At 33.1% G+C, this 3,280-nt stretch carries 5 protein-coding genes; 1 reads left to right on the forward strand and 4 read right to left on the reverse strand.

Translation table 11 applies throughout. From position 1 onward, the window contains the following. The 4 genes from N4A42_RS13525 to N4A42_RS13540 form a co-directional block, all read right to left on the reverse strand. The coding region (locus N4A42_RS13525) for an NAD-dependent epimerase/dehydratase family protein (protein ID WP_294075047.1) at positions 1 to 138 on the reverse strand (138 nt) is incomplete at its 3' end. A 166-nt stretch (positions 139 to 304) separates the two neighbouring features. Further along, a complete protein-coding gene (gene mnmD, locus N4A42_RS13530) occupies positions 305 to 1,000 on the reverse strand; it encodes a tRNA (5-methylaminomethyl-2-thiouridine)(34)-methyltransferase MnmD (protein WP_294075037.1) in 696 nt (231 codons plus the stop codon). Between the two features lies 1 nt (position 1,001). Beyond that, positions 1,002 to 1,457, reverse strand: a complete 456-nt coding sequence (locus N4A42_RS13535; protein ID WP_294075039.1) for a hypothetical protein — start codon at positions 1,455 to 1,457, stop codon at positions 1,002 to 1,004. Next, a complete protein-coding gene (locus tag N4A42_RS13540; protein ID WP_294075041.1) occupies positions 1,435 to 1,938 on the reverse strand; it encodes a DUF4920 domain-containing protein in 504 nt (167 codons plus the stop codon). The genes N4A42_RS13535 and N4A42_RS13540 overlap by 23 nt, the downstream gene beginning before the upstream one ends. 123 nt (positions 1,939 to 2,061) lie before the next feature. Between N4A42_RS13540 and N4A42_RS13545 the strand changes: the two genes are divergently transcribed. Beyond that, entirely contained in the window at positions 2,062 to 3,132 is a 1,071-nt protein-coding gene (locus tag N4A42_RS13545; protein WP_294075044.1) for a branched-chain amino acid aminotransferase, read from the forward strand. The last annotated feature ends 148 nt before the right edge of the window (positions 3,133 to 3,280 follow it).

The following is a 3,280-nucleotide window of genomic DNA, read 5'->3' on the forward strand; positions in this document are numbered from 1 at the left end:
AAATCCTTTATAGTTATTTTGCTTGCTTAATTTAGATTTTGAAGTCGTTAAATAATGAACATTAATGCCTTTAGCATGACATTGTTTAACTATATTTTGTCCTATTAATCCTGTTGCTCCTGTGATTAAAACAATCATTTTGCTTTCTTTTTGTAAAGATATGAAAGGTTAGAAGTGCTTTATGTTTTTTTAGTTTGGATTTAACTTTTGATTTTCTCGCTAAGACGTAAAGACGCTAAACTAAAGATGCAAAGCACTTTACTGTTCTACCGAATACTTGATACTGCTTACTGAATACCGAATATCAAGATTTCTTTTTCTGAGCTCGCAACATTTCGCGTTTTCCAGGTGGGCCAGGAAGTCGCTCTACTATAAAGCCTACTGCTTGCATGGCGCGCCTTACACTTCCTTTTGCAGAATAGGTGACCAAAACACCATTATCTTTCATGGCGTTATACATTATTTTAAAAATATCTTCTGTCCAAAGTTCTGGCTGCACTCTTGCTCCAAAAGCATCAAAATAAACGATATCAAATTCATTCTCGGCAGTAATATCCTTAAAAAAATTTTGCTGTTTTTTGAGCTTAAAGTTTGGTGTAATACCATGCTGTTCTTCCCAATTTACAGCATGTATTTTTTCAAATTCAACTTTATGATTTTCTGAAATCAACTCTACATAATTGAGTTGCTGTATCTCTTCAGTCTTCACAGGATAAGCCTCTACACCATTATAATTTATAGATTGTTGAAGTTCTTCTGCTTTTAAAAATGTAAGGAAAGCATTTAGACCAGTACCAAAACCTATTTCGATGATACTTACAGGATGAGATCCTGAAACAAATTCAGGATGGCAAGACTCCAAAAAGAAAAGCAAACCATGTTTTATAAATACATGATTTGCTTCTTGTAAGGCACCATGAATAGAATGGTATTGTTCATTCCAATCTTCGATCTGAATGGTCTTAGAACCATCTGATGTGGTGATAATCTTTCGCTTCAATTTATTTTATAAGAAGTTTTTTAATTTTTGGTATTGGACCTGTACATTCTGTCTTATGACAAGCCAAACAATTATTAATTGCACTGTTATAACGCTCTTTTAACTCAATATTAGACAGTGTATCTACAACAGATTGTTGCGCTTCTATAAATACATTAACAAAACTATTCCAAACTGGTGTTCTGCTATGTCCATTACTCATTTCTGCCGAGTGTAGTTTCATAAGATCTAATGGCATAACAACTGGTGTTTCTCCATTAATAATCTGCTGTCTCAATTGCATATTGTAAGCATACATACCATTCATGAAATTTGCCATTTCAGAAGGTTGATGCATTATCAATTCTGGCTTACTATTTTCTTTAACAACTTTAGTCTCTTCTTCATTCTTACAATTAAAACACAAAAATAAAATTGCTACTAGAGCAAAAACTCTATTGTGCAAGAAGGACTCCATCTGCTAAAAATTTGTATTCAAATTTAGGTTCTGTAATAGCTTCTATTTCTTCTTTAGATTTACCAGCATCTTCTGCATAATGTCTTAATTCATCTACAGAAGTCTCTGCTACAAAAGCCTTTCCATTTACAACAACATCTCCTTCTGCATTTAATGGCATAAAGAACCCATAATCCTTAAAACGCACCATAACTTCTTTGTCATTACCCATATCTAAAGTCATCCAACAACCTTTTTTAGAACAAACCTCAATTATCTTTCCTTTCATCTTAGCATTAACAGTGTCTCCTTTTTTCAAACCTTTATAATGCTCCATCATACGCTCAGATGATAAGGCATCTGCATCATTAATTTCCATCCCGAAAGATGCGTAAGCAATTTCTTGCTTTACTTCTTCTGTTTTTTCTTCTGTTGCAGCTTTTTCGTTTTTGCAAGACACTATAGCTAAGCCCATTGCAAAGAACAAGATTACTTTTTTCATAATTTTGATATGTTTTGGTTTTGTTTAAAAATTGAATTGCGAATTTACAAAATTTAAGGTAATATAACCTTTTATTAACCGCATTGATTTCTTATTTTTGCAGAAATTTAAACCACGCTCTTTATGGTAGAAAGTAACCCTAACGAAATCGTTATCGTAAAATCTGAAGATACTAAAATTAACAGTGTTGATTTTAATAATTTAATGTTTGGTCGCGTTTTTACAGACCATATGTTTGTATGCGATTTTGAAAATGGTAAATGGCAAACTCCTAAGATAATGCCATATCAGCCAATGACAATTGAGCCTTCTGCTAGAGTATTTCATTACGGACAAGCTGTTTTTGAAGGTATGAAAGCCTACAAAGACGACGATGGAAAAGTCTTTTTATTTAGACCTAATGAAAACTACCAAAGAATTAATAAGTCTGCAAAAAGGTTAGCAATGCCTGAGTTTCCTGAAGCTTATTTTTTTGAAGGGTTAAAAACTTTATTACAATTAGATAACGAATGGATTAAGCCAGGTCTTGGTAATTCATTATATATACGTCCTTTTGTTATTGCAACTGAGCCAGCAATTGCAGCTTCACCTGCTGAAGCTTATCGTTTTATGATTATTTGCTCACCTGCAAAGGCTTATTACAACAAACCTGTACGTGTATTATTTGCAGAGAAGTATAGTCGTTCTGCTAATGGTGGTGTAGGTTTTGCAAAAGCTGCTGGTAATTATGCATCTCAATTTTATCCAACTAGCTTAGCACAGAAAAAAGGGTTTGATCAAATTATATGGACAGATGCTTCTACACACAAATATTTAGAAGAAGCTGGCACAATGAATGTATTTTTTAGAATAGAAGATAAATTAATTACTGCACCAAATAATGATAGAATCCTAGATGGTGTAACACGTAAAAGTGTTATTCAAATCGCCAAAGATTTAGGTATTGATTGTGAGGTGAGAAACGTTAGCGTTAGTGAAATTAAAGAGGCTGCAAAAAATGGAGCTTTAAAAGAAATTTTCGGAGCTGGTACTGCTGCTGTTATTAGTCCTGTTTCAGATTTTGAACATGCTGGTGAAATCTTTAAGCTTCCTGAAAATGAAGACTCTTATGCTAAACTCTTTAAGGAAAAACTAACACACATTCAACACAATCTGGCTGAAGACAAGCATGATTGGAGATATGAGGTAAAATAATTCACATAAAAAAGCAGCCAATTGGCTGCTTTTTTTTATAACTCTAAAATTTCTTTAATATGAGGTTTAAAATAGTTAGGCCCTTTTAACACCTTACCATCTTCTCTATAGATTGGCTCACCATCTTCACCTAACTTACTCATATTGC

This window comes from Winogradskyella sp. (assembly GCF_025210595.1).
Taxonomy (GTDB): domain Bacteria; phylum Bacteroidota; class Bacteroidia; order Flavobacteriales; family Flavobacteriaceae; genus Winogradskyella.